The organism is Stenotrophomonas sp. Pemsol, from assembly GCF_003586545.1.
In the GTDB taxonomy this organism is placed as follows: Bacteria; Pseudomonadota; Gammaproteobacteria; order Xanthomonadales; family Xanthomonadaceae; genus Stenotrophomonas; species Stenotrophomonas sepilia.
Genome location: NZ_CP025780.1, coordinates 2,499,178 through 2,525,162 on the forward strand (window position 1 = coordinate 2,499,178; position 25,985 = coordinate 2,525,162).

Below are 25,985 nucleotides of genomic sequence, written 5' to 3' on the forward strand. Positions count from 1 at the left end.
CATGCACGTCCCGTCGATCCCCGCGCCGGCCCTCATGGCAGGCGCGCTTGGGTCCATCCTATGTGAAGAGTGCGTGCAGGCTCAAATCCAGGTCCAGATCACGGCAAATAGTGACGCCAATCACTCAAGAACCGTGCAATCGGCGCGGCGCACTTCCTCGACGAAAGTACGCATCCTGTAGCCGTCCTTGATGCCCGGCTCCAGTTCGATGCCGCTGGAGACATCCACGCCCCACGGCAGGGTGGCCAGCACGGCGTCGTAGACGTTTTCCGGGTTCAGGCCGCCGGCCAGCAGGAACGGGCGATGCAGGCCGGTCGGGATCCGGCCCCAGTCGAAGGCCACGCCGGTGCCGCCACCGCCGCCCGGGGCATGGCTGTCGAACAGGAAACCGGCGGCGCTGGGATAGCGCAGCTGCAGGGTGCGGGCGTTGATCTCTTCACGCCCGCCCATGGCGATCGCCTTCAGGTAGGGCATGTTGAAGCTGCGGCAGAAGCCCTCGTCTTCCTCGCCGTGGAACTGCAGCAGGGTCGGTCGTACCGTGCGCAGCACCTCGCGCACCTCTTCCTTGCTGTTGTTGCGGAACAGCGCCACCACGTCGACCATGGGCGCGATCGCCTGGCGCATCGCGCGCGCTTCGGCCGGAGCGACCCGGCGGCTGCTTTCACGGGCAAAGATGAAACCCACCGCGTCCACGCCCAGCTCACCGGCCAGGCGGACGTCGCCGGCCCGGGTCATGCCACAGAACTTGATGCGTGTGCGGTAGTAGGAGCGGCTCATAGCGTGACCTCGGCGGGCAGGTGCCAGTTGTCGGGGTACAGGGGCCCAAGGAACACCAGGCCCTGCGGCGGTGCGGTGGGACCGGCTACGGTGCGATCGCGCCCGGCCAGCAGTTCGGCGATCCATTCCACCGGCTTCTCGCCACTGCCCACCAGGATCAGCGATCCGACGATATTGCGGACCATGTGATGAAGGAATGCATTGCCCTGCACGGCAACCTCGATCACCTCGCCCTGGCGGCTGACCTGCAGTGACTGCAGCTCACGCCGGGCGTGCAGCGCCTGGCACTGCACCGAACGGAACGCACTGAAGTCGTTCTCACCGAGCAGGGCCTGCCCGGCGGCGTGCATCAGGGTCTCGTCCAGCGCGCGGCGCTCCCAGCTCAAGGTCTGCCGGTCCAGCGCGGGCCGCACTTCGCGGTTGAGCAGGCGGTAGCGGTAGCGGCGTGCGCGCGCGGAGAAACGCGCGTGGAAATCCTCGGCCACCGGCACGCACCAGCGCACTGCGATCGAGCGCGGCAGGCGGGTGGTAGTGCCCAGCATCCACGCGCGCGGATCGCGCACCACGTCGGTATCGAAATGCACGACCTGGCACTGGCCGTGCACGCCGGCATCGGTGCGGCCGGCACAGACCACCTGCAGCGGCGAATCGGCCACCGACGACAGGGCCTGCTCAAGGCTGGCCTGCACGCTCGGGCCGCCCTCGCCCAGGTTCTGCCAGCCCCTGAAATCGCTGCCGTCGTACTCGACGCCAAGCGCGTAACGCATGTGCTACCTCAGATATTGCGGGAGGGGCGGCGCTCAGGCCGGATCGCGTTCGGACCACACCGCCAGTTCGTTGCCACCGGGCTCGACGAACTGGAAACGGCTGCCGCCGGGGAAGGAAAACACCGGCCGCACGATCTCACCGCCAGCGTCAAGCACCGCCGTTTCGATCGGTGCCAGCTGGTCAGCGTACAGCACCAGCAGTGGCGCACCGGCATCGCTGGCCCGCAGCGGCTGGCCGCGGAAGAAGCCGCCCTGCAGGCGGCCGTCGTCGAACGCGGTGTAGTCGCTGCCATAGTCTACGAACGACCAGCCGAACGCCTTCTCGAAGAAGGCGCGGCTGGCCGCAGGATCCGTGGAAGCGAATTCAACGTAGTCGATGCGGCGCTCGCGGCTCATGACGGGGTCCTTGTCGGCAGGGTCGATCACGGCAGGCGGGCCAGCAGTTCGCGGGCCTGGGCCTGGCAGTGCAGGTCGCCGCCCTCGGCCACTTCCTGCAGCAACGTACGCGCGGTCTGGGCATCGCCCAGGTCGAGGTAGGCGATGGCCAGCTCAAGGCGCTCCTGCCCGGCGCGCGGCGCCCAGCCGGCATCGCCGGCCGGCGCCGCAGTACCGTCTTCATGCGGCGCTGCGGCCAGCGCGTCGTGCGGCGCTGCGCCTGAAGCCTCGCCGTCAGGGTGCTCGGCCGGCAGGTCGAACACGCCGCGGAACTGCGGCTGCTGTTCGGCATGCAGCGCGTAGTCCGGCACTGCCACCTCGCCGGGGGCCGCCTGAGCGAGCGGCTCATCCTGCGCTGCGGCGGCCGGCGTGGGATCATCCTCCTGCGTGGGCACCGGCTCGTCCCAGCGCGGCAGGTCGGTCACTGCCTCGGGCAGCTCCACCACTTCGTCATCGCGCAGCGTCTGCGCCTGCCAGTCAGCCTGGGCGGCGACGTCGGCGACCGGTTCGGCAGCCACGTCATCCTGCCCCCCGGCTTCGCTCGCCCAAGCCGGCATCGCCGGCTCCTGGCGGCCCGCTTCGGGCACCACCGACGACCACGAGGACTGCTCGGCCAGGGTATCCAGCGCCGCGCCCGCCGGTACCGCAGCGGTCAGACCGGCGGCATCGTCTTCGTCGCGCAGCGGCGGCAGCGGCGATGGCTTGCGACGACGCAGCAGCCAGGCTGCACCGGCCGCCAGCAGCAGCACCGGCAGCCCCAGCCAGTACCACGGCGTTGCCGCATCGCGGGTATCCGGTACCTGTGCCAGGCGCTGCTGCGCGGCGGCCAGGTCGTTGTCCTTCATCGCGATCAGCGACTGCTGCTGTTCCTTGAGTTTTTCCAGGTCGGCGACGCGCTGCTTCAGCTCGCCAATCTCGGCATCGCGGGTCGCGATGTCCTCGCGTGCCTGGCGCAGTTGTTCGTTGCCCAGCATGTCACCCTCGCTGCCGGCTCCAGTGCCGGTGGTTGTGCCCGCGCGCGCGGCGTCGGAAGCCAGCGCCGGGGCGATTTCAAGTCGTGCCCCATTGGCCGCGGCCGGGGAAGAAGCGTTCGTGGTTGCCGCCGCGGCCACCGGGGCGACGGTACCCGCCGGTTGCGGCACGGTGCGCGCCTGCCGCCACTGCGCTGCATGCTCGCGCACCAGCGCTGCGGCCTCGGCGGCATCGACCGCCGCCAGTGCATCGCTGCCGGGCATGCGCAGTACGGCGCCTTGCTTGAGCAGGTTGACGTTGCCGCGGATGAAGGCCTCCGGGTTGGCCCGCAGCAGGGCGATCATCGCGCGGTCGCGGCTGACCTGGTTGCCGCGGGCCACCGCGCTGGCGATCTGCGACAGGGTCTGCCCACGCTGGACGATGACGCTGCCATCGGCTGCCTGCGCGGCAGCGGGTGCAGCCCCTGCACGCGGGCGAGCCGATGCAGGTGCCGGCGCTGCCGCAGTGGACGGCGCAGGTGCGCTTGCGCTCTCCGCAGCGGCCGGCGCCGGTGCAACGTCACGGACGATGGTGTTGGAGAGGGTACCGGCCGGCGCGACGATTTCCGGTTCGGCCACCGCCAGTGCGCTGGAGGGCGCATCGACCAGCGCCGAGTATTCGCGCACCAGGCGGCCCTGGCCCCAGTCGGCCTCGATCAGGAAGCTCAGCGACGGGGTTTCGACCGGCGTCTGCGAGGTCACCCGCACCACCGCCCTGCCCTGCGCATTGCGGGTCAGTTCGAACTGCAGCTCACTGACCAGCCCGGCCGGCCGCTGCAGGCCAACGCGTTCGAAGGTGACCGCAGAGGCCAGCGCGACGCGCAGGTTCTCCAGTTCGGATGGATCGGCCGAGACTACCGGGATTTCGGCCAGCAGGGGCTGGCCTGGCTTGGACAGGACACGGATGTCACCCAAGCCCAGGGCAAGCGCCGAACTGCTGGCCAGGGCCAGCAGCGCGGTGGAAAGATAGAGGAGCGGGCGCTTTGCGCCCCTGGCCCGTTTATTCATGGGCGACACTATAAAGCGTGCGCACCGGGGTCCGCACCCACCGAGGGGACCTTCGGTAGCGCCGGCCACTGGCCGGCAGCACCACATGCCCATCACGGCAATGCCGGCCAGCGGCCGGCACTACCGGTCAGGCAACCACGGTGATCAACGCTGTTCGGCGGCGACCAGCTCGGCCAGCTGCACGGCGTTCAGGGCAGCGCCCTTGCGCACGTTGTCCGACACGATCCACAGGTTCAGGCCACGCGGGTGCGACAGGTCCTCGCGGATGCGGCCGACGTACACCGCGTCCGTGCCCGAGGCGTGGGTGACCGGGGTTGGGTAACCACCGGCCTCGTGACGATCCACCACTTCGATGCCCGGCGACTGCTCCAGCAGCGCGCGCGCTTCAGCGACGGTGACCTTGTCGCGGGTCTCGATCGCCACCGACTCGGAGTGGCCGTAGAACACCGGCACGCGCACCGCGGTCGGGTTCACCAGGATGCTGTCGTCACCCAGGATCTTGCGGGTTTCCCAGATCAGCTTCATCTCTTCCTTGGTGAAGCCGTTGTCCTGGAAGTCATCGATGTGTGGGATCAGGTTGAAGGCGATCTGCACCGGGAAGCGCTGCGGATCGATCTCCTGGAAGCTGAGCAGCTGGCCGGTCTGCTTGCCCAGTTCCTCCATCGCCGAGCGGCCACCGCCGGACACCGACTGGTAGGTGGACACATTGATGCGCTCGATACCGTACTTGCGGTGCAGCGGCGCCAGCGCCACCAGCATCTGCATGGTCGAGCAGTTCGGGTTGGCGATGATGCCGCGCGGACGGTTGGCGACCTGTTCCGGGTTGACCTCGGACACCACCAGCGGCACGTCATCGTCGTAACGGAAGGCCGAGGAGTTGTCGATCACCACCGCACCGGCGGCGGCGAACCTCGGTGCGTATTCCTTGGACACGCTGCCGCCAGCCGAGAACAGCGCGATCTCGACACCGGTCGGATCGAAGGTGGCCAGGTCCTGGACCTTGACCTTCTGGCCGTTGAATTCAATCTCGCCACCGGCCGAACGCTCGGAGGCGAGGACGCTCAGGGTGCCGACCGGGAAATCACGCTCGGCCAGGATCGACAACATGGTCTCGCCAACGGCGCCGGTGGCACCGACGACGGCGACGTGGAAACTGCGCTGTGCATTGCTCATGGGGAACTCTCACGAAAACGGGAATGGGGGAAAACACGCACGACAGCTGGGTTCGGGGAACCTCCTCAAGCGGGGCGCGCGGAGGTTCCCTATCGTTTCCCGGTTTTTTTGCCCAGCATCACGCGCGCGGCCATCGCCACGTCAGCGTTGATCGAGCTCGGCATGCGCGACGGGCCGCCGTCCAGGCCGAGCCCGGCAGCCAGATTATCCACGGCCAGCTGTACCATCGCCGTGCGCGTGGCCAGCGAGGCGCTGCCGATATGCGGCGTGAGCACCACGTTGCGCAGCGCCAGCAGCTCCGGGCGCACCTTCGGCTCGCCCTCGTACACATCCAGGCCAGCGGCCGCCAGGTGGCCGTTGGCCAGTGCGTCGGCCAGCGCCAGTTCGTCGACGATGCCGCCGCGGGCGATGTTCACCAGGGTTGCCGTCGGCTTCATCTTCGCCAGCGCAGCTGCGTCGATGATGTGATGCGAGGCCGGCGTGTAGGGCAGCACCGTTACCAGATGGTCGGACTGTGCCAGCAGTGTATCCAGGTCCACGTAGGTCGCGCGGAGCGACGCCTCGGTGTCGGCCGGCAACCGTGAACGGTTGTGGTACAGCACCTTCATGCCGAAACCGTGCGCGCCGCGGCGGGCGATGCCCTGGCCGATGCGGCCCATGCCAAGGATGCCCAGCGTGCTGCCATGGACATCCGCGCCCAGCATGGTCTGGAACGACCACTGCTGCCACTGCCCTTCACGCAGCCAGCGCTCGGACTCGGTGATCCGGCGCGCGGTTGCCATCAGCAGCGCGAAACCGAGATCGGCGGTGGTTTCGGTCAACACGTCCGGCGTGTTGCTGGCCAGGATGCCGGCCGCGCTGAGCGCGTCGACATCCAGGTTGTTGTAGCCGACGCCGACATTGGCGATCACCTTCAGCTGCGTGGCATCGGCCACCTGCGCCGCACCGATGCGCTCGTTGAGGGTGATGATCGCGCCGTCGGCGCTGGCCAGCTGTGCAGCGATCTGGTCCGGCGACCAGGCGGTGACAGTGTCGGTGCTGCGCAGCTGCACGCGATCGCGCAGCGGCGCGATGGCCGCCTCGATCAGCGGCTGGCTCACCCACACGGTCGGCCGCGTGTCAGCCATCGATCTGCCCGGGAATGCGCGGGGTGATCGTGCCGACATCGCCGCACTGCGCGCGATGACGCAGCGCCTGGTCCATCAGCACCAGCGCCACCATCGCCTCGGCGATGGGCGTGGCGCGGATGCCGACGCAGGGATCGTGGCGGCCGGTGGTGACCACCTCGACCACGTTGCCGGCCGTATCCAGCGACGGGCCCGGCAGGCGCAGGCTGGACGTCGGCTTCAGGGCGATCGACGCGACGACCGGCTGGCCGGTGGAGATGCCACCGAGGATGCCGCCGGCATGGTTGCTGGCGAAGCCCTGCGGCGTCAGCAGGTCACGGTGCTCGGTGCCCTTCTGCGCGGCGCTGGCGAATCCGTCGCCGATCTCCACGCCCTTCACCGCATTGATGCTCATCAGCGCAGCGGCCAGTTCGCCGTCAAGCTTGCCGTAGATCGGCTCGCCCCAGCCCGGCGGCACGTTGTCGGCGACCACGTCCACGCGCGCACCGACCGAGTCGCCAGACTTGCGCAGCGCATCCATGTACGCCTCCAGCTCCGGCACCTGTGCGGCGTGCGGCCAGAAGAACGGATTGTCTTCCACCGCCGACCAGTCGAAACCGGCCGGGGTGATGTCGCCCAGCTGCGACAGGTAGCCACGCACGGTAACGCCGAAACGCTCGGCCAGCCACTTCTTGGCGACCACGCCGGCGGCCACGCGCATGGTGGTCTCGCGTGCCGAGGAACGGCCACCGCCACGCGGATCGCGGATGCCGTACTTGTGCCAGTAACTGTAGTCAGCATGGCCCGGGCGGAACTGCTGGCCGATATTGGCGTAATCCTTGCTGCGCTGGTCGGTGTTGCGGATCAGCAGCGCGATCGGGGTGCCGGTGGTCAGGCCCTCGTATACGCCGGACAGGATCTCGACCTCGTCGGCCTCGCGCCGCGCGGAAGTGTGCCGGCTCTTGCCAGTCGCACGGCGCTGCAGGTCGTGGGCGAATTCGGTCGCGTCCAGCGCCAGCCCCGGAGGGCAGCCATCAATCACGCAGCCGATGGCCGGCCCGTGCGACTCGCCGAACGTGGTGACGGTGAACAGCTTGCCGAACGAATTGGAGCTCACGGGCGCTGCGCCGCCAGTTCGGTGATGCGTGCGCTGTGGGCGATCAGCTCGCGGCATTCGACCGCGAAGATGCCCATCTGGCCGACCTTGAACTCGATCCAGGAAAAATCGACTTCCGGCAGCAGCTTGACCAGATGCTGTTCGGACTCACCCACTTCACAGATCAGCAGACCGTCTTCGCTCAGGTGCAGCGGGGCATCGCGCAGGATCTTCAGCACCAGGTCCAGGCCATCCTCACCGGCACGCAGGCCCATTTCCGGCTCGTAGGAATACTCCTGCGGGAGGGCATCAGTCTCGTCGTTGGTGACGTACGGCGGGTTGGTGACGATCAGGTCGTAGTGGCGGCCGGTCAGGCCATTGAACAGGTCCGACTTGATCAGGGTGACGTTGTGCGCCTGCAGGCGCTCCTTGTTCTCCTCGGCCAGCGACAGTGCGTCGTCACTCAGGTCGACGCCGTCCACCTCCCAGTTCGGGTAGTAGTGGCCCATGGCGATGGCGATGCAGCCCGAACCGGTGCAAAGATCCAGCGCGCGGCTGACATCGCGGCCGGCCAGCCACGGTTCGAAACCACATTCGATCAGTTCGGCGATCGGCGAGCGCGGCACCAGCGCGCGCGTGTCACTCTTGAAGCTCAGGCCGGCGAACCAGGCCTCACCGGTCAGGTAGGCAGCGGGGATGCGTTCGTCGATGCGACGCTGGAACAGTTCCAGCACGCGCAGCTTTTCGGCCCGCAGCAGGCGTGCCTGGCCGTAGGCCGGGCCGAGGTCGTGCGGCAGGTGCAGGCTGTGCAGCACCAGCTGGGTTGCCTCGTCCAGCGCATTGTCGTAGCTGTGCCCGAAGGTCAGCCCGGCTTCGTTGAAACGGCTGGTGCCGTAGCGGATCAGATCGATGATCGTGTGGAGTTCGGCGGCCGTTTCAGCGGTCATGGCGGTACTGCGGGCAAAGTGGCCCCCGATTATAGGGGCTGGCGCCCGCGGCAGCATCCGTTGCGGCGGAAACGATCGGGCCGCAGCCGGTATGATGGAGCCCATTTCGCGTGGGAGCCCCCATGTTCAATCGCAATGCCGGCATCATCCTGCTGATCGCCCTGGCGGCGGGGCTTGGCCTGCTCGCCGCCCAGCAGGTGTTCGCGCCGAAGCCGCCGGCCAACGCCCCGGCCACCGAAGCGATCACCCTGTACCCGCAGCCGCGTGAACTGCCCGACTTCAACCTGGCCCAGTCCGACGGCACCCGCCTGATCCCGGGCGAACTGAAGGGCCACTGGACCCTGGTGTTCCTGGGCTTCACCTTCTGCCCGGACGTCTGCCCGACCACCCTGGCCGAGCTGGCCGGCGCGCAGAACCAGTGGGAGGCCCTGCCCGATGGCCTGCGCCCGCGCGTGCTGTTCATCTCGGTCGACCCGGACCGCGACAGCGCCACCCGCCTGGGCGAGTACGTGCACGGCTTCCACAAGGACACCCTGGCCGCCACCGCCGATATCCCCTCGCTGGAGCGCTTCGCCACCTCGCTGGGTTTCGTGTTCCAGAAAGTGCCGGGCAAGCATTTCGACGAAAACCCCGAGGATTACACCGTCGAGCATTCGGCCAGCCTGGCCGTGCTCGACCCGCAGGGCCGCCTTGCCGGCCTGGTGCGCCCCCCGTTCAATGCGCCGGCGATCGCCCGCGACCTGCAGAAGCTGACCGAGAAAACCGCCCCATGAGCCTCACCACCGCCCTGACGTACGCCCTGCCCCATCGCCTGCTGTCCTCGATGGCACGCTCGCTGGCGTACTCGGACGATCCGCGCGTGTCGCGCTGGCTGATCGACACCGTCACCCGCAAGTTCAACGTCAACCTGGACGAAGCGGCCAACCCGGACCCGCGCAGCTATGCGACCTTCAACCAGTTCTTCACCCGCGCGCTGAAGCCGGGCGCGCGCGTGGCCGATGCCGATCCGCGCAGCCTGGTGATGCCGGCCGACGGCCGCATCAGCCAGCTGGGGAAGATCGAGGCCGGCCGCATCTTCCAGGCCAAGGGCCAGTCGTTCACCGCCGCCGAGCTGCTGGGCAGCGACGAGGATGCCAAGCCGTACAACGACGGTCTGTACGCCACCGTGTACCTGTCACCGCGCGACTACCACCGCGTGCATATGCCGTGGACCGGCACCCTGCGTGAAACCGTGCACGTGCCAGGACGCCTGTTCAGTGTCGGTCCTGCGGCCGTCAACGGGGTGCCGCGCCTGTTCGCCCGCAACGAGCGCCTGGTCTGCCACTTCGACACCAGCTTCGGCCCGATGGTCAGCGTGATGGTTGGCGCGCTGCTGGTGTCCGGCGTGGAAACCGTGTGGAGCGGCGAGGAGATCCCGGCCTACGGCGATCGCATCACCCGCAAGGACTACCGCGGCCAGGGCATCAAGCTGGAGCGTTTCGCCGAGATGGCACGCTTCAATTACGGCTCGACCGTGGTGGTGCTGCTGCCGCCGGGCGTAGCCGAATTCGCCCCGCAGCTGGGCGCCGAAAGCCCTGTGCAGCTGGGCCAGGCCCTGGCAAAGCTGCGCTGACCGTAGATCCACGCGACGCGTGGATGGATTCAACGGAATGCCGGCCAGCGGCCGGCACTACCGGGTCTGTAGAGCCGAGCACGGGCTCGGCTCTACAGTCAGAAGCGGATTACTGCAGGACCGGTGCTGGGCCGACGTCCATGCCGTCGTAGTCTTCCACTCCGTGCTCCGCGGCCAGCGCCGCGAATTCCTGGTTGCGGCCGTCCAGCGAGGCTTCGTCGTGGATTTCCACGCGCTCCACGTGCAGCACGTGGAACGGCGCGTCGCCCTCTTCCGGTTCCTGCTCGAAGAGTTCCACGAAGGTGTAGCCCTGTGCCTGCAGGTGCTGGGCCAGCGCCTGCAGCGGCTCGGCACTGGCGTGGACGAAGAAATACCCCCACAGCAACGGGCCGTTGATGTCCCAGTCGGTGTTCTCGCGGAGGTTGGCGAACAGGTTGCGGGTGGCTTCGAGGTCCATACGGATTCCAGTGGTCTTGGGAATTACTTGTCGCAGCCCTGCAGCTTCAGCGTCTGGCCCTGGCGCAGGCTGTAGGCCGGCGGCTTCAGGCCGTTGGCGCGGGCCAGGGTCGGCAGGTCGCACTGGAACTTCGCGGCGATGGCGCCCAGGGTCTCCCCCCGACCCACCTTGTGGCTGCGCGCCGGCTTCGGCCGGGCGGCCGGCGCCGGGCGCGGTGCCGCCACTGCAGCCACCGGTGCGGTCGGCACGCTGGTGGATGCAGCCGCGTCGGCCACCGGCACCACACCACCCACCGCCACGCTGCCGGTATAGCTCGCCGCGGTCGGGCGCTTGATCGCCGCGTTGAGATCAGCGGTGATCAGCGTGCGGGCGAGGTCGGCACGCGGACCACTGACACAGTTGCGCTGGTACAGGCCGGCGATGCGGGTGGTGGCGTTGATCAGCGTACCGGCCGGAATCCAGCCATCGGCCTCATAGCGCGGGTTGAGGTTGCGCAGCGCACGCATGTAGCCATCGCGGGTACCGTGGCTGCCCAGGCAGATGGTCAATTCATAGATTGTGGTGGACTTTGCCAGCCGCAGCGTGGCCGGCTGCGCGCTGATCTTCGGGAACTCCACGCCGTACTGCTGCGGGTGCAGGAAGATCCAGGCCGCGGCAATCACCATCGGCACGTAGTCCTTGGTCTCGCCCGGGAACTGGTTGTAGACACTGTCGGTCCAGAAGCTCTGGCCGGCGCTCTGCTTGAACACGCGCGCGGCACGGCCTTCGCCACCGTTGTAGGCGGCCACCGACATTTCCACGTTGTTGTTCAGTTCGCGCAGGCGCTCGTTGAGGTAGCTGGCGCTGGCTTCAGCGGCGCTGCGCGCGTCGAAGCGGGTATCGAAGCCGGTGCCGTCCGGGCCCAGGCCGAAACGGCGGCCGGTGGCCGGCATGAACTGCATCAGGCCGGCGGCGCCGGCGCGCGAGGAAGCATGCACACGGCCGTTGGATTCCTTGGCCATGATCCCGAACAGCAGCGCCTCGGGCAGGCCGCGCTTTTCCCACTCCGGCCACATCACCGCGCGCAGGTTCTGGTAATTCTCGTAGCTGGTCAGCAGCGCCGGTCGCATGTCGGTCAGCCAGCGACGGATGCCGGCCTGCACCGCCGGGTTGTACTCGACCATGCTGTCGAAGGCGTGCCGTTTGTCGTTCAACAGCGCGGCAGCGCGCGCGGCCTCGGGCACGTCGGCGGTGAGGGGGCCGATGTGGTCCGGGTCGGCTTCCAGACGGTCACCGCCCTCATCGGCCACGTCATCGCTGGCGGCGGCATCGGCGTCGTGCTTGAGCAGGCGCTTGTAGCTGGCCAGCAGGGTCCCCATCTGGCAGCCCTTCTGCTTGACGCAGTCGTTGAGGACATCTTCCATGTCCTCCAGCGCGGCATCGGCTTCGTTGCTGCCCTTGGGATCGGCGTTGGCGACCAGCAGCAGGGCATCGCCGTAGCGCTTTTCGGCGGCGGTCATGCGCTGCTGCAGCGCATCCACCTTCACCTTGTCCCGGGCCGAAACCCGCTGTGCGTGGGCGTCGGGCGCCAGGGAAACCAGGCCGGCCAGGGCCAGCAGCGGCCAACCGCGGGAAATCAGGACAGGAACGGGCATTGATGGCACTGTGTGCGAAACAGGCAGGCAGAGTAGCGGCGCCGCCAAGGTCCGGGCAAGCCGACCTTCGGACCGTCACTGCCGGCGTTAACATTGGGCTATTCATCACAAGGGCTGGACCATGGATCCGATTCTGCTCGGCAAAGGCATTACCGACGATGTTGCCGTCACCCTGCTGCCGAAACTCGGCAACCGCCACGGCCTGGTGGCCGGCGCCACCGGTACCGGCAAGACCGTGACCCTGATGACCCTGGCCGAGGGCTTCTCGCGACGGGGCGTGCCGGTGTTCCTGGCCGATGTGAAGGGCGATGTCTCCGGCCTGGCCGTGCCCGGCACCGGCGCAGAAAACCTGCTCCAGCGTGCTGCCGAGATCGGCGTGGCCGACTATGCGCCGGCCGCCAGCCCCACCATCTTCTGGGACCTGTACGGCAAACTGGGCCACCCGGTGCGCACCACGGTCAGCGAGATGGGCCCGACCCTGCTGTCGCGCATCCTCGAATTGAACGACACCCAGGCCGGGGTACTCGACATCGTATTCAAGCTGGCCGACGACCGCGGCCTGCTGCTGCTGGACATGGACGACCTGCGCGCCCTGCTCGGCCTGGTTGCCGAGGAGCGCAAGGACATTTCCACCGAGTACGGCCTGGTCAGTGCGCAGTCGATCGCGGCGATCCAGCGTTCGGTGCTGCGCCTGGCGCAGGACGGTGGCGAGAATTTCTTCGGCGAACCGGCACTTGAACTGGCCGACATCATGCGGGTCAACCACGACGGCCGCGGCATGATCGGCATCCTCGCCGCCGACCAGCTGGTGCTCAAGCCCAAGCTCTATTCCACCTTCCTGCTGTGGCTGCTGTCGGAACTGTTCGAGCAGCTGCCGGAAGTGGGCGACCTGGACAAGCCGAAGCTGGTCTTCATCTTCGACGAGGCGCACCTGCTGTTCGATGATGCACCGCCGTCGCTGGTGCAGCGCATCGAGCAGGTGGTGCGCCTGATCCGTTCCAAGGGCGTGGGCGTGTACTTCTGCTCGCAGTTCCCCGACGACGTGCCGGGCAACATTCTCGGCCAGCTGGGCAATCGCGTTCAGCACGCACTGCGTGCGTTCACCCCGCGCGACCAGAAGGCGGTGAAAACCGCGGCCGAGACGTTCGTGCCGAATCCGAAGCTGGACGTGGCCAAGGTGCTGGGCCAGCTCGGCACCGGCGAGGCACTGGTATCCACGCTGCAGGACAAGGGCGTGCCGATGCCCGTGCAGCAGACGTTGATCGCGCCGCCGCGCTGCCGGATGGGACCGATCACCGAGGCCGAGCGTGCACAGGTACGCGCCGGCAGCCCGGTCGGCAGCCGCTACGACACCGCGATCAACCGCGAATCGGCCGCCGAACTGCTGGCCCAGCGCGCGCAGAAGAGCATCGAGCAGGCACAGGCGCCGGCCGCGCGCAGCCGCGAGCAGGACGAAGCTCAGGAAGGGGGTTTCGGCCAGGCCATCAAGGACGCGATCTTCGGCACCAAGCGCCGCCAGGGCATGATCGAAACCATGGCCAAGCAGACCACGCGCACTGTCGGCACCAAACTGGGCAACCAGATCGTGCGCGGCATCCTCGGTGGCATCTTCGGCGGCAAGCGCTAGCTGCCCCTGCTGGGGTCAGAGCCCTTTCCGCTGGAAAGGGATCTGACCCTGCTCTCTCATTCGTCATCCAGAAAAGAAGTCGTATTGCATGTCCCGTTGGCGTCCCCCCGCAGAAAAAAGCACCGCCCTGATCACCGCTTCCGGGCATGCGCGACTGAAGGCCGAGCTGGATGAGCTATGGCGCGTGCGCCGCCCGGAAGTGGTGAAAGCGCTCGCCGCCGCTGCAGCAGAAGGCGACCGTTCCGAGAACGCCGAGTACACCTACCGCAAGAAGCAACTGGGCGAGATCGACCGCCGCGTGCGCTACCTGACCAAGCGGCTGGAATCGCTGCGCGTGGTCGATACGACGCCAACCGATCCGCTCGCAGTGTTCTTCGGCGCGTGGGTGGAACTGGAGAACGTGGACAGCGGCGACACCAGCCGCTATCGCATTGTCGGCCCGGATGAGACCGATGCGGGCCTGGGCTGGATCAGCATCGATTCCCCCCTGGCGCGTGCGCTGCTGAAGAAGCGGCTGGATGATGAGTTCTCGGTGGAGCTGCCCGGCGGGCAGTTCACCTTTGCAGTGATCGGCGTGGAGTACGAGCCTGTGTAGCGTCGAGCCATGCCCGACCTCGCCGCCGTTGTAGAGCCGAGCCCATGCTCGGCTGATGGGCAACGCAGCCGAGCATGGGCTCGGCTCTACAACGGTGGCGGGTACGTGCGTCCTGCGCGCAGCGGGCGGAAATAGTCGGCATTGCGGTAGAAGGCGGAATCCTGCACGTCGTGCCAGCCTGGGATTCCAGCCAACGGCAGCGGACGCAGCTGCAGCGGATCGGTCACTGCCCTGCCCTCGGCAATGGCAGCGCTCACCACGTCGATACAGGCGGCTTCGACATCGCCCTGCACCACCACGCACTTGCCGACCAGCAATCGCCCCGGCAGCAGTGCCTGTTCCATCAGCGCATGCCCGAATACCACAGTGATGGCGATGTCACCGGTCTGCCAGTTCACCGGCTCAAACAACGCGGGCCAGTCGTGTGCATCCCAGGCAGCCAGCAGTGAGTCATCGCGCACACGCACGATCACGCCGGTTTCGTCGAACTGGGTCAAGGCGGCCTGCGCGCGGTTGCGCTGGCCGGGTGGCATCGCCTCGATATGCAGGCACTGCCGCACGTTGAGCGCGCGCTTCAGCTGCGGCTGTGAGGCCCACACCAGCGCATTGAACAGGTCGTGCCAGTTGCCGGCACGGGTGGCGATGCGTCCCTGCGCGATACGCGCCTCATAATGCAGGCCATCGGCCAGCAGCGCGGCGTCCTGTTCAACCAGGCGCTTGCCAGGCACGGCCAGACGTGCATCGAGCGCCGCGATGGTCGGCCACGCGGTGCCGTCCAGCAGGTCACGGAAGTCCTGAAGTCCGGCAAACAGCGGATGCTCGAACTGCCGTGCAGCTACCGCCGCACGTGGCGGCGGTACGAAGCGTCGTGAACCGCCGCCGTTGCCAGTGGCGGCCGTCGCTGCGGTCACAGCACCTTGAGGTCGAACGCCGGACGGGGGGCGGCCGCCAGCGCGTCACCGTACAGGTCATGCTCGTCGCTCTCGGTGATCTCCACCTCGACGAATTCGCCCACGCGCAGCGGCACCTGGTCGGCATTCTGGATGTGCACCAGGCCGTCGATCTCCGGGGCATCGGCCTTGGAGCGGGCCACGGCGATGTCGCCTTCGATGGCGTCGACCAGGCACTGCTGCACGGTGCCGATCTTGGCCTCAAGGCGTGCAGCGGAAATCTGCGCCTGCTTCTCCATGAAGCGGGCCAGACGCTCCTGCTTCACTTCCTCCGGCACAGCATCGGGCAGATCGTTGGCGGTCGCGCCTTCAACCGGCGAATAGGCGAACGCACCCACGCGATCCAGCTGCGCTTCGTCAAGGAACGACAGCAGTTCCTCGAACTCGGCTTCGGTCTCGCCCGGGAAGCCGACGATGAAGGTCGAACGCACAGTGATGTCCGGCGCGATACGGCGCCAGTTCTGCACGCGCTCCAGGGTCTTCTCCACCGCGCCGGGGCGCTTCATCAGGCGCAGGATGCGGGGGCTGGCGTGCTGGAACGGAATGTCCAGGTACGGCAGGATGCGGTTTTCGGCCATCAGCGGCACCACCTCGTCCACGTGCGGGTACGGGTAGACGTAATGCATGCGCACCCATGCATCCAGCTCCGACAGGCCTTCGCACAGCGCCTTCAGGCGGGTCTGGTAGGCCTTGTTGCGCCACATCTTCTCGGCGTACTTCACGTCCACGCCGTAAGCCGAGGTGTCCTGCGACACCACCAGCAGCTCACGCACGCCGCCACGCACCAGGCGCTCGGCTTCACGCAGCACCTCGTCCACCGGGCGCGAAACCAGCTTGCCGCGCATCGACGGAATGATGCAGAAGCTGCATTTGTGGTTGCAGCCTTCGGAAATCTTCAGGTACGCGTAGTGGCGCGGGGTCAGCTTGATACCGTAGTCGGGCACCAGGTCCACGAACGGATCGTGCTTGGGCGGCAGTGCTTCATGCACCGCTTCCATCACGCTCTGGTAATCCTGCGGGCCGGACACCGCCAGCACGTTGGGGTACGCCTCGCGGATCTGCTCCGGGCGCTTGCCCAGGCAGCCGGTGACGATGACCTTGCCGTTCTGGTTCATCGCTTCGCCAATCGCGTCCAGCGACTCGGTCACCGCAGAATCGATGAAGCCGCAGGTGTTGACCACCACCACGTCGGCCGAATCGTAGGACGGGACGATGTCGTAGCCTTCCGAACGGAGCTGGGTGAGGATGCGCTCGGAATCGACGAGGGCCTTCGGGCAGCCAAGGCTGACGAAGCCGACTTTGGGGTTCAGCTGGGACATGGAATCGCGGGACTCTGGGGGCCTGGGCCCCTGCCGTCGTGGCAGGGGTTCCTGGGGGCCGGGGCCTGAAAGGGCGCCAGTATACCGGGGTTGGCGGCCGCGCTCTGAATGGCCAGCCGCCCGATCCCGCACAGCCGCTGACATCGCGCTAACCCATGCAGCACCGACAATGCCGTTCTGTTCCCCACAACGAGATGGAAACGATGGCCGAGTGGATCACCCTGGATACGCATCACGGCCCGGTACGGGCCTGGCAGGCCCTGCCGGAGGGTACCGCGCGCGGCGGCCTGGTGGTGGTGCAGGAAATCTTCGGCGCCAATCCGCATATTCGCAGCGTGGCCGAACGCTTCGCGGCGGAAGGCTATGCGGTGCTGGCGCCCTCGTTCTTTGACCTGCTCGATGGCCCCGACGCCGATCCGGACGCGCTGCCCTACGACGCCGAAGGCGTGAAGCAGGGCCTGGAACGGGTCGGCGCGCTGGGCATGGAGCGTGCGCTGGAAGTGGTCCGCGCGGCGGCGACCCGGCTGGCCCCCTACGGCAAGGTCGGCACCGTCGGCTACTGCTGGGGCGGTACGGTGGCGATGCTGTCCGCAGTGCGCCTGGGGCTGCCGTCGGTCAGTTACTACGGCGCCCGCAACGTCCAGTTCCTCGATGAGCCACCCAAGGCGCCGGTGATCTTCCACTTCGGCGCCCAGGACCGCAGCATCCCGCCAGAAGCCGTGCAGGCCCACCGCGAAAAGCTGCCGCAGATGGCCACCTACGTCTATCCGGCCGATCATGCCTTCAACCGGGAGGTCGGACATGCGTATGATCCAGACAGCGCCGCCCTGGCGCTGCAACGCACCCTGGACTTCTTCTCGGAGCATCTTGGATGAGCGAATTCGAACTCGATTCACGCCTGGCCGCCGATAGCGTGCTGGTGGCGGAAGGACCGTTGTCGCAAGTGCGGCTGATGAACGACGAACGATTCCCCTGGCTGGTGCTGGTACCGCGCCTGGCCGGGGTCACCGAGTGGATCGAGCTGGACGGCGAGCAGCAGGACAAGCTGCGCACCGAGCTCAACCGCGCCTGCAAGGCCCTGAAGGGCTCCGACGGGGTGGAAAAGATCAACATCGGGGCGCTGGGCAATATCGTGCGCCAGCTGCACTTCCATGTGATCGGCCGCCATGACGGTGATCCGGCCTGGCCGGGCCCGGTCTGGGGCAGCGGCCCGGCGCACCGCTACGAGCCGGCGGCGCTGGACCAGCATGTCGCCTACTGGAAGGAACGGCTAGGATATCCGGCCCTGTCCTGAGCCTTCGCCGACCCGATGCGATTCAACCTCGTTGCCGCCGTCCTGCTGATCCTGATCGGCCTGTTCATGCTCGCCAGCAATCTCGGCTGGACGCACCTGAACCTGTCCAAGCTGCTGCTGACCTGGTGGCCGGTGGCCCTGGTGGGTGTCGGCATCGCGATGCTGTTCGGTCGCGGCAAATAAGGAAGGCGGCGCATTGCGCCGCCTTCCTTCATGTGGAGCCGGGCCATGCTCGGCTGCCCTGCCTTGAAGCCGAGCATGGCTCGGCTCTACAGATCGCCTGCAATCTTCAGGTCCGCGGCAGGGTCACGCCGGTCTGGCCCTGGTACTTGCCGCCACGGTCGCGGTACGACGTCTCGCAGATGTCATCGGCGGCCGCCTGGAAGAACAGCATCTGCGCCACGCCTTCGTTGGCGTAGATGCGCGCCGGCAGCGGCGTGGTGTTGCTGAATTCCAGGGTGACGTGGCCTTCCCATTCCGGCTCCAGCGGCGTCACGTTGACGATGATGCCGCAGCGCGCGTAGGTGCTCTTGCCCAGGCACACCACCAGGGTATCGCGCGGAATGCGGAAGTATTCCACGGTACGCGCCAGCGCGAAGCTGTTCGGCGGGATGATGCACTCATCGCCGACGATATCCACGAAGCTGCCCGGATCGAAGTGCTTGGGATCGACGATCGTCGAGTTGATGTTGGTGAACACCTTGAACTCGCGCGAGCAGCGCACGTCATAGCCATAGCTGGACGTGCCATAGCTGACGATGCGCTGGCCGTTGGCCTGCTTGACCTGCCCGGCCTCGAACGGCTCGATCATGCCGTGCTGCTCGGACATGCGGCGGATCCAACGGTCACTCTTGATGCTCATGCTTTGTCCTGGGGGTACGAGGGGGCGCGAGGATTCTAGCAGGGGGCCGGCCTGCGCCGGCGGCCCCTGCCCCGGCACTTACAGCAGCGAGGACAGGATCGGGATCGAGGCCCGCGGGCGCTTGCCGACTTCCTCGATCAGGCGCTGCGCGGCATGGCGGTAGGCCTGGGCCGGTGCCGAATCCGGCTGGGCCACGGTGATCGGCGTGCCTGCATCGCCCTGCTCGCGGATGCCGATCTGCAGCGGCAGCGACCCCAGCAGCGGCACGCCGTACTGCGCGGCCATGCGCTCGCCGCCACCCTCGCCGAACAGGTGCTCGATGTGCCCGCAGCTGCTGCACGTGTGCACCGCCATGTTCTCGACGATGCCCAGCACCGGCACCTCGACCTTCTCGAACATCTTCAGCGCCTTCTTCGCATCCAGCGTGGCGATGTCCTGCGGCGTGGTGACGATCACTGCACCGGCCAGCGGAATCTTCTGGGTCAGGGTCAGCTGGATGTCACCCGTGCCGGGCGGCAGGTCGATCAGCAGGAAATCCAGGTCGTCCCACAGGGTATCGTTGAACAGCTGGGTCATCGCCGAGGTGGCCATCGGGCCGCGCCAGATCATCGGGGTGTCTTCTTCGATCAGGTAGCCGATCGACATGGTGTCCACGCCGAACGCACGCAGCGGCTCGATGCTCTTGTTGTCCGGGCTTTCCGGGCGGCCGGACAGCCCCAGCATGGCCGGCACGCTGGGGCCGTAGATGTCGGCGTCGAGCACGCCCACCCGCGCACCGAGCTGCTGCAGCGCCACGGCCAGGTTCACCGAGGTGGTGGACTTGCCGACGCCGCCCTTGCCCGAACCGACCGCGATGACATTGCGGATGCGGGCATGCGGCGTAAGTCCCTTCTGGACCTGGCTGGCATGGGGACGGCGGGGAGAACTGTTCACAACGAGCACCGGCGGAGTCAGGGGGATAACCCAACATCATACAAGCTGGACGTAACCTGACTGAAATTCAGGATTGCGACGGATTCGTGCACAGATTGTTAAGTTCATGTTACGTTCGATCAGCACTGTTTTGAGCTGCGGAGCCCGCTGTTCCGGCCCGCGCGATGGCGCATGCGCAGTGCCGTTTTTGTTTTTTGCTCTCCATTGGAACTACATGAAACACGTCAGCAATACCGCACGTCGCAACACGCTCGCCGTCGCCCTGATTTCCGCTCTGATGGCCGCCGCCCCGGCAATGGCCCAGGACAAGGCGACCAACCTGGACAAGATCACCGTCACCGGTTCGCTGATCCCGCAGACCCAGGTCGAAACCCAGACCCCGGTGATGTCCATCACCGCCGAAGACATCCAGACCCGCGGCTTCAGCAGTGTTGCTGAAGTGCTGCAGCAGTCATCGCTGACCACCGGCGGCCTGCAGGGTGGCCAGACCTCGGGTGCGTTCACCCAAGGCGCCGAAGCCGCCGGCATGTTCGGCCTGAATCCGGGCTACACCAAGTACCTGATCAACGGCCGCCCGATGCTCTCGTATCCGGCGCTGTACAACGGCAGCGAGTCGTTCAACAACATCAGCGGCATTCCGATCGACATCGTCGAGCGCATCGAAGTCCTGCCGGGCGGCCAGTCGTCGCTGTATGGCTCGGACGCGATCGCCGGCGTGGTCAACATCATCCTGAAGGAACGCATGGACGGCGGCACGATGTCGATCCGTGGCGGTACCTACACCGAAGGTGGTGGCAGCAACATCCGCTTCAGCGCCGCCAAGGGCTTCAACGCGTTCGACGACCGCTTCCACGCCCTGGTCAACGTGCAGATCGAAAACGGCAGCCCGATCTGGGGCTACCAGCGTGACATCACCAAGCAGAACAACCCTGTCGGTTACACCGCGCAGCTGCCGTCGAACGACTTTGCTGTCATCGGCAACGCCGACAACAAGCTGTACATGATGGACCCGACCCGCTGCGCCAACGTGGCAGGCCTGTACGACGGCACCACCACCGTCGGCAAGCGTGCATCGGGCGAATCGTGCGGCTCGGTGTACAGCGCCGGCTACAAGACCCTGAAGAACGGCAAGAACAGCGGCCAGTTCTACTCGTCGATGACCTTCGACGTGAACGACAACTTCCAGCTGTTCGCCGACGTGCTGTACAGCAAGGAAAAGACCGAATTCACCTCCGGCTCCAGCGCCCTGTGGTGGGGCACCAAGTCGGTGATGGGCGGCTTCTACGACCAGGGCCTGGGCAAGGTCGTGAACCTGCAGCGCGCCTTCGCGCCGGAAGAAATCGGCCCGGGCCACTACAACAACATCCTGAACTCCGATGAGAGCCGTTCCTACCAGGTCACCCTGGGCGGCAAGGGCATGGTCGGCGACTGGGACTACAGCGCCAGCTTCACCCGCGGCGAATACCGTCTGGACCAGAACCGCTTCGCGCGCTGGAAGGACAAGATCGAAGGCTTCTTCGGCGACACCGTGCTGGGCCCGCGCCTGGGCACCACCGCTGATGGCTTCGGCATCTACAACCCGAACTACACCGCCTTCTACTCGCCGATCACCCCGGACCAGTTCGCCAGCTTCACCGGCTATGGCACCCACCGCAGCAAGACCTGGCAGAACCTCGGTCGCGTGCAGGTGACCAACGGTTCGCTGTTCTCCCTGCCGGGCGGCGACGCCGGCCTGGCCGTCGTGCTGGAAGGCGGCAGCGAGGGTTGGGATTACTCGCCCGACCAGGCCTTCGTCGATGGCAACGCGTGGGGCGCCAGCGCCGTGGCCGGTGCCGGCCACCGCAGCAACTACGCGGTGACCAGCGAACTGCGCATGCCGGTGTTCGAGTCGCTGACCATCAGCGCCTCGGGCCGCTATGACGCCTTCAAGATCGCCGACAAGACCGTCGACAAGGCCACCTACAGCATCGGCCTGGAATACCGTCCGGTGGAAAGCCTGCTGCTGCGCGGCAAGTACGGCACCGCGTTCCGCGCGCCGACCCTGTCCGATGCCTTCCAGGGCATGAGCGGCTCGTTCGCCTCCGGCCAGAACGACTACTACCGCTGCAGCCAGATGGGTTACGCGCTGCGTGACGAAGCCTGCTCGTTCTACAAGACCACCTCGGTGTACAGCGAAAAGTCCGGCAACCCGGACCTGAAGCCGATCACCGCCGACGTGTGGAGCGCAGGCGTGGTGTGGGCCCCGGTGAGCAACTTCTCGCTGTCGGTCGACTACTACAACTGGAAGATCAAGAACGAGGTCAAGACCCTGAGCACCGACCAGCTGCTGCTGGCCGAGTACCAGTGCCACAACGGCCTGCCGAACAACACCTCGGCCAGCTGCCAGAACGTGACCGACTGGGTGACCCGCGACGCCGGTGGCAACCTGACCCGCGTGTACACCCCGAAGCTCAACGTGGCCAGCCAGAACCTGGAAGCGGTGACCGTCGGTGCCAAGTACCAGCAGGACCTGGGCCGCTTCGGTTCGCTGATGTTCTCCGGCAACTACACCAACATGCTCAAGCGTGAAGTGGTGGCCCTGCCGGGTGCGCAGAAGCTGGACCTGCTGAGCGATCCGTACAACATGTGGTACTACGACAACTTCGCCAAGGTACGCGGCGACGTGTCGGTGGGCTGGGCCATCTCCAAGTTCACCACCACCGTGTACGCGAACTACGTCGGCAGCACCCCGAACTACCTGGCCTACACCGGCCGCAGCTACGACTACGTCCACTCCTCCGGCGCCAAGGCCGGCAAGTGGGGCTCGTACACCACGTACAACATGAGCCTGAACTACCAGGCACAGGACGATCTGACCCTGTCGCTGATGGTCAACAACGTGTTCAACAAGCTGCCGGAAGGCCAGCGCTACAACTACCCGGGCAACGAATCGACCCCGTTCAACGACGGCTTCTACAGCGTCTACGGCCGTCAGATCTCGGCCCAGGTCAAGTACGACTTCTAATCCCGTCGTATTCCGGACCGCGTGTCTGGACCAGGCCCCGCTTCGGCGGGGCCTTTTTTTTTCCTACGATCAGGCCGAACCGTCCCATTCAGGAAAAAGTCACTTTCGAACGGAATGGTGACAATGCGATACAGATCAAACAGATACGTTGATTTCGACGCGCGTTCTCGCAGTCAGCGCCGCTGACGAATCACACCTCCATGACTGCATCATGAATGCTTGACAGCCTTGGTTAATGTGATGTTAATCTCGAGTCATCGGCACGTGAAGCCGGTACCAGCGCCGGGCGGCGGCACGCTGCCGACACTGGGCAAGGGACACACGGAGACGTCGACAAGGACCAGTCCCGGTGTACGACGCAATCATTCGATTCAAGGGGATTTCAGATGATCAATCGCAAGTCGCTCAGCAAGCATCCGCTGAGCTTCGCCCTCGCCTCTGCCGTGCTGCTCGCCGCAGCCGCCCCGGCGATCGCCCAGGACGCCTCCAGCACGACGCAGACTGAGGAAGCGCCCAAGTCGAAGGCCACCAACCTGGACACGGTGACCGTCACCGGTTCGCGCATCAGCCGCGACGTGTTCAACTCGGTTTCGCCGGTGCAGGTCGTCACCCGTGAAGAAACCACCCTGGCCGGCTTCAACTCGACCACCGCCGCCCTGCAGAGCACGGCGGTCACCGCCGGTGCGGCACAGATCAACAACGCCTACGGCGGCTACGTCACCGACGGCGGCCCGGGCGCCAACACCCTGGGCCTGCGCGGCCTCGGCCCGACCCGCACCCTGATCCTGCTCAACGGCCGCCGCGTATCGCCGGCCGGTACCCGCGGCTCGGTCGGCTCGACCGACCTGAACGTGCTGCCGAACTCGATCGTCGACCGCGTCGAGATCCTGAAGGACGGCGCCTCGTCCATCTACGGCTCCGACGCCGTGGCCGGCGTGATCAACATCATCACCAAGACCAAGGTCGACGGTGTCACCTTCGAAGCGCAGCACAACGCCACCGACGGTGGCGGCGGTGAAGAGCGCCGTTACTCGATCATGTTCGGTTCCACCGGCGAGCGCTCGCACTTCTCCGGTTCGTATGAGTACTACACCCGCAACGAACTGACCCTGGCCGACCGCAGTTGGGCAGGCGGCTGCCCGACCGACATGTACCGTGACATCGAGGCCGGCGACTCCTGGGGCAGCGGTGACTTCATCGATCCGCTGACCGGCAAGCCCAAGTGCTGGTCGCTCGATGCCGGCGGCACCACCCTGAACACCATCGGCACCAACACCCGTACCGGTGTGGCCGCTCCGGGCGGCGTCGGCACCCGCTTCAACCGCTGGCGCCCGAACGCGGCGATCACCACCGGCCTGGTCGGCTACGAAGGCGTGGACCTGAACACCCGCGACACCTTCGACCCGGCGATGCGCAACGAGTCGCTGATCTCGCCGACCAAGACCCACACCCTGTACTTCCAAGGCGGCTTCGACCTCAATGCACTGGGTGATGCCGAGCTGTACTACGAGTTCCTGGGCAACAAGCGCAAGTCGACCCAGACCGGTTACCGCCAGCTGACCCTGGACTACGCCGTGGGCAGCCCGCTGATCCCGGCCAACCTGCGTGACAGCGTAGCCGGCGCCCCGACCGACCAGACCAGCGGCAGGAACCTGGGCGTGCGTGCGTTCATCGGCTTCGGCAACGACACCAACAAGCAGAACGTCGACTTCCTGCGCTTCAATGCCGGCCTGCGTGGCCACCTGAGCTCGGAGTGGAACTATGACTTCAACGTCATGCACGCCCGCAGCGACGCCGACTACACCTTTGAAAGCTTCCTGACCAGCCGCCTGCGCCAGAGCCTGGACGTGGTCTCCAACGGTGCCGGTGGCTATGTCTGCCGCGACGCTTCCAACGGCTGCATCGCCGCGCCGGCGCTGAACACCAACACCATCGGCGGCAAGCTGCCGCAAGACTGGAAGGACTGGGTGTTCGTGCCGGTCACCGGCAACACGCTGTACAAGGAAACCACGGTCAACTTCAACGTCAACGGCCCGCTGTTCGACATGCCCTACGGCTCGGCCGGCGGCGCGTTCGGCGTCGAGTACCGCAAGGCACGGATCGACGACACCCCGTCGCCGTACTCGATCAATGCCGACCTGTACAACCTGACCAACGCCACCCCGACCCGCGGTTCGGACTCGGTGCTCGAGGCCTACGGCGAACTGGAACTGCCGCTGCTGTCCGGCGTCACCGCTGCCGAGGAACTGACGGTCAACCTGTCCGGCCGCTACACCGACTACAAGTCCTACGGCTCGGATGAGACCTACAAGATCGGCGCGCTGTGGACGCCGGTGAAGTGGCTGTCGTTCCGTGCTTCGTACGGCACCTCCTACCGCGCACCGGCGCTGTTCGAACAGTTCCTGGGCGGCACCACCGGCTTCCTGAGCAGCAGTGCCGACCCCTGCAACGAGTATGGTGATCGCAACCCGAGCTCGCCGCGCTACCAGAACTGCGCATCGCTGGGCCTGGCACCGGACTACCTAGCCACCCAGGGCGTGACCGTGGTCACCCAGGGTGGTGCCGAGGCCGGCCTGGAAGCCGAAACCTCCAAGGCCAAGACCCTGGGCGTGGTGATCCAGCCAGAATTCGGCAGCGGCTTCGGTGACCTGTCCTTCGCCGCCGACTACTTCGACATCGAAGTGAAGAACGGCGTCGACAGCGCGGGCGGCGCGAACATCCTGTCGCGCTGCTATGACAGCGGCAGTGCCGACTTCTCCTCCGGTTCGGGTCTGTGCCGCCTGGTGGCCCGCAACCCGGTCAACAACCAGCTGGTGGTGACCAACGGCTTCATCAACCTGTCCACCGACAAGGTCCGTGGCCTGGACTTCACCACCCGCTATGTCCGCGAAATCGGCCCGGGCACCCTGCGCACCACGCTGCAGTTCACCCACTACCTGGAACAGGCCAGCAAGGTCTTCTCCGACGACCCGCTGGTGGACTACAACGGCATGCTGTCGCGTCCGGAAAACACCGCCTCGCTGGACCTGAGCTACAAGTGGAAGAACTGGCAGGTGCGTTATGGCCTGGACTGGATCGACAAGATGGACAGCTACGCGTACTACGAGGAGCGCAACCCGGGTGACTTCGATCCGGCTACCTCGGCGTACAAGCTGTACACCCCGAACTACTTCCTGCAGGCCATCTCGGTGAAGTATGAAGCGGATAAGTGGTCGGTCACCGGTGGCGTGCGCAACTTCGCCGACCGCAAGCCGCCGACCATCTCCCAGGGTGTCTACAGCACCGTCGGCAACGCGCTGTTGTACAGCGGCTTTGACTACTTCGGTCGCAGCTACTTCCTGAACATCACGCGTTCGTTCTGATCCTGCTCCCTGCAACC

At 66.5% G+C, this 25,985-nt stretch carries 23 protein-coding genes; 9 read left to right on the forward strand and 14 right to left on the reverse strand.

The window, feature by feature from the left end; genetic code table 11:
- Positions 1-120: 120 nt before the first annotated feature.
- The 8 genes from PEM_RS11655 to prmB form a co-directional block, all read right to left on the reverse strand.
- Entirely contained in the window at positions 121-777 is a 657-nt protein-coding gene (locus PEM_RS11655) for a phosphoribosylanthranilate isomerase (RefSeq protein ID WP_053500245.1), read from the reverse strand.
- The gene (gene truA, locus PEM_RS11660; RefSeq protein ID WP_049414719.1) at positions 774-1,544 is read right to left on the reverse strand and encodes a tRNA pseudouridine(38-40) synthase TruA; all 771 of its coding nucleotides are present in this window, start codon (positions 1,542-1,544) and stop codon (positions 774-776) included. Before truA ends, PEM_RS11655 begins: the two co-directional genes overlap by 4 nt.
- 33 nt (positions 1,545-1,577) lie before the next feature.
- Entirely contained in the window at positions 1,578-1,940 is a 363-nt protein-coding gene (locus PEM_RS11665) for a VOC family protein (RefSeq protein ID WP_005417973.1), read from the reverse strand.
- 26 nt (positions 1,941-1,966) lie between these two features.
- A complete protein-coding gene (locus PEM_RS11670; protein WP_111126956.1) occupies positions 1,967-3,997 on the reverse strand; it encodes a FimV/HubP family polar landmark protein in 2,031 nt (676 codons plus the stop codon).
- A 144-nt stretch (positions 3,998-4,141) separates the two neighbouring features.
- Positions 4,142-5,170 carry an aspartate-semialdehyde dehydrogenase gene (locus tag PEM_RS11675; RefSeq protein ID WP_005417977.1) on the reverse strand — a complete coding sequence of 343 codons (1,029 nt, stop codon included), beginning with the start codon at positions 5,168-5,170 and terminating at the stop codon, positions 4,142-4,144.
- 89 nt (positions 5,171-5,259) lie between these two features.
- Positions 5,260-6,297, reverse strand: coding sequence for a D-glycerate dehydrogenase (locus tag PEM_RS11680; protein ID WP_005417979.1), 1,038 nt, complete (start codon positions 6,295-6,297; stop codon positions 5,260-5,262).
- Entirely contained in the window at positions 6,290-7,393 is a 1,104-nt protein-coding gene (gene aroC, locus PEM_RS11685) for a chorismate synthase (RefSeq protein ID WP_005417989.1), read from the reverse strand. Before aroC ends, PEM_RS11680 begins: the two co-directional genes overlap by 8 nt.
- Complete coding sequence (prmB, locus tag PEM_RS11690) at positions 7,390-8,319, reverse strand: 50S ribosomal protein L3 N(5)-glutamine methyltransferase (RefSeq protein ID WP_005417990.1); 930 nt, start codon at positions 8,317-8,319, stop codon at positions 7,390-7,392. The genes aroC and prmB overlap by 4 nt, the downstream gene beginning before the upstream one ends.
- Positions 8,320-8,441: 122 nt before the next feature.
- Here prmB and PEM_RS11695 point away from each other — a divergent pair, with 122 nt between their 5' ends.
- Together PEM_RS11695 and asd are read left to right on the forward strand one after the other, a co-directional pair.
- Positions 8,442-9,092, forward strand: coding sequence for an SCO family protein (locus tag PEM_RS11695; protein WP_005417991.1), 651 nt, complete (start codon positions 8,442-8,444; stop codon positions 9,090-9,092).
- Entirely contained in the window at positions 9,089-9,931 is an 843-nt protein-coding gene (asd, locus tag PEM_RS11700; RefSeq protein ID WP_053501139.1) for an archaetidylserine decarboxylase, read from the forward strand. The genes PEM_RS11695 and asd overlap by 4 nt, the downstream gene beginning before the upstream one ends.
- 109 nt (positions 9,932-10,040) lie before the next feature.
- Here asd and PEM_RS11705 read toward each other — a convergent pair whose 3' ends face one another.
- Both PEM_RS11705 and PEM_RS11710 read right to left on the reverse strand, forming a co-directional pair.
- The gene (locus PEM_RS11705; protein WP_005417993.1) at positions 10,041-10,388 is read right to left on the reverse strand and encodes a ribonuclease E inhibitor RraB; all 348 of its coding nucleotides are present in this window, start codon (positions 10,386-10,388) and stop codon (positions 10,041-10,043) included.
- A gap of 23 nt (positions 10,389-10,411) precedes the next feature.
- Positions 10,412-12,022, reverse strand: a complete 1,611-nt coding sequence (locus PEM_RS11710; protein WP_111126958.1) for a transglycosylase SLT domain-containing protein — start codon at positions 12,020-12,022, stop codon at positions 10,412-10,414.
- A gap of 121 nt (positions 12,023-12,143) precedes the next feature.
- On the opposite strand from PEM_RS11710, the gene PEM_RS11715 reads away from it, so the two are divergent.
- A complete protein-coding gene (locus PEM_RS11715) occupies positions 12,144-13,649 on the forward strand; it encodes a helicase HerA-like domain-containing protein (protein ID WP_111126960.1) in 1,506 nt (501 codons plus the stop codon).
- An 88-nt stretch (positions 13,650-13,737) separates the two neighbouring features.
- On the forward strand, positions 13,738-14,244 hold the full coding sequence (gene greB / locus PEM_RS11720) for a transcription elongation factor GreB (RefSeq protein WP_005418006.1): 507 nt from the start codon (positions 13,738-13,740) through the stop codon (positions 14,242-14,244).
- A gap of 86 nt (positions 14,245-14,330) precedes the next feature.
- Here the strand turns inward: greB and PEM_RS11725 are convergent, their stop codons facing one another.
- A complete protein-coding gene (locus PEM_RS11725) occupies positions 14,331-15,155 on the reverse strand; it encodes a DUF3025 domain-containing protein (RefSeq protein ID WP_111126962.1) in 825 nt (274 codons plus the stop codon).
- Complete coding sequence (rimO, locus tag PEM_RS11730) at positions 15,152-16,513, reverse strand: 30S ribosomal protein S12 methylthiotransferase RimO (RefSeq protein WP_111126964.1); 1,362 nt, start codon at positions 16,511-16,513, stop codon at positions 15,152-15,154. Before rimO ends, PEM_RS11725 begins: the two co-directional genes overlap by 4 nt.
- A 203-nt stretch (positions 16,514-16,716) precedes the next feature.
- Here rimO and PEM_RS11735 point away from each other — a divergent pair, with 203 nt between their 5' ends.
- Genes PEM_RS11735 through PEM_RS20295 form a run of 3 tightly spaced genes read left to right on the forward strand, consistent with a single transcriptional unit; the run spans position 16,717 to position 17,990 of the window.
- On the forward strand, positions 16,717-17,388 hold the full coding sequence (locus PEM_RS11735; RefSeq protein ID WP_111126966.1) for a dienelactone hydrolase family protein: 672 nt from the start codon (positions 16,717-16,719) through the stop codon (positions 17,386-17,388).
- Positions 17,385-17,807: an HIT family protein gene (locus PEM_RS11740; RefSeq protein WP_005418010.1), complete on the forward strand. Its 423-nt coding sequence runs from the start codon at positions 17,385-17,387 to the stop codon at positions 17,805-17,807. Before PEM_RS11735 ends, PEM_RS11740 begins: the two co-directional genes overlap by 4 nt.
- Before the next feature lie 15 nt (positions 17,808-17,822).
- On the forward strand, positions 17,823-17,990 hold the full coding sequence (locus PEM_RS20295) for a DUF5668 domain-containing protein (RefSeq protein ID WP_005418011.1): 168 nt from the start codon (positions 17,823-17,825) through the stop codon (positions 17,988-17,990).
- 106 nt (positions 17,991-18,096) lie between these two features.
- Here PEM_RS20295 and dcd read toward each other — a convergent pair whose 3' ends face one another.
- Positions 18,097-18,669 carry a dCTP deaminase gene (gene dcd / locus PEM_RS11745; protein WP_005418012.1) on the reverse strand — a complete coding sequence of 191 codons (573 nt, stop codon included), beginning with the start codon at positions 18,667-18,669 and terminating at the stop codon, positions 18,097-18,099.
- Between the two features lie 78 nt (positions 18,670-18,747).
- The gene (gene apbC, locus PEM_RS11750; RefSeq protein WP_005418013.1) at positions 18,748-19,602 is read right to left on the reverse strand and encodes an iron-sulfur cluster carrier protein ApbC; all 855 of its coding nucleotides are present in this window, start codon (positions 19,600-19,602) and stop codon (positions 18,748-18,750) included.
- Positions 19,603-19,816: 214 nt separating this feature from the next.
- Here apbC and PEM_RS11755 point away from each other — a divergent pair, with 214 nt between their 5' ends.
- Together PEM_RS11755 and PEM_RS11760 are read left to right on the forward strand one after the other, a co-directional pair.
- Positions 19,817-22,606: a TonB-dependent receptor gene (locus tag PEM_RS11755; protein WP_072168514.1), complete on the forward strand. Its 2,790-nt coding sequence runs from the start codon at positions 19,817-19,819 to the stop codon at positions 22,604-22,606.
- Between the two features lie 386 nt (positions 22,607-22,992).
- Entirely contained in the window at positions 22,993-25,968 is a 2,976-nt protein-coding gene (locus PEM_RS11760; protein WP_005418015.1) for a TonB-dependent receptor, read from the forward strand.
- Positions 25,969-25,985 lie beyond the last annotated feature (17 nt).